Raw genomic sequence first — 316 nt, forward strand, 5'->3', positions numbered from 1 at the left:
CCATAATTTCCTTACCAGGGAATAAAACGGTGAGGTGGCCGAGAGGCTGAAGGCGCTCCCCTGCTAAGGGAGTATACGGTTTGTAGCCGTATCGAGGGTTCGAATCCCTCCCTCACCGCCATTAATTGGCTTATGGCCAATTTTTTGTTTTAAAGCCCTGTTGTTTGAAAGAACTAGTGTGATATACTTCACAACTCTCGTTTTCGAGAACATTGCGCGTCCTTAGCTCAGCTGGATAGAGTACCTGGCTACGAACCAGGCGGTCGGAGGTTCGAATCCTCCAGGACGCGCCACTCTTTAGGGTTACCTTCATATA

Annotated in this window: 2 tRNA genes; both read left to right on the forward strand. The window is 49.1% G+C overall.

The window, feature by feature from the left end:
- The first annotated feature begins 28 nt into the window (after window positions 1-28).
- Window positions 29-121, forward strand: a tRNA-Ser gene (locus RH46_RS04375).
- A 95-nt stretch (window positions 122-216) separates the two neighbouring features.
- Window positions 217-293: transfer RNA gene (locus RH46_RS04380), tRNA-Arg, on the forward strand.
- Window positions 294-316: the final 23 nt, after the last annotated feature.

Origin of the sequence: Vibrio brasiliensis LMG 20546 (genome assembly GCF_000189255.1) — a bacterium.
Classification (GTDB): domain Bacteria; phylum Pseudomonadota; class Gammaproteobacteria; order Enterobacterales; family Vibrionaceae; genus Vibrio; species Vibrio brasiliensis.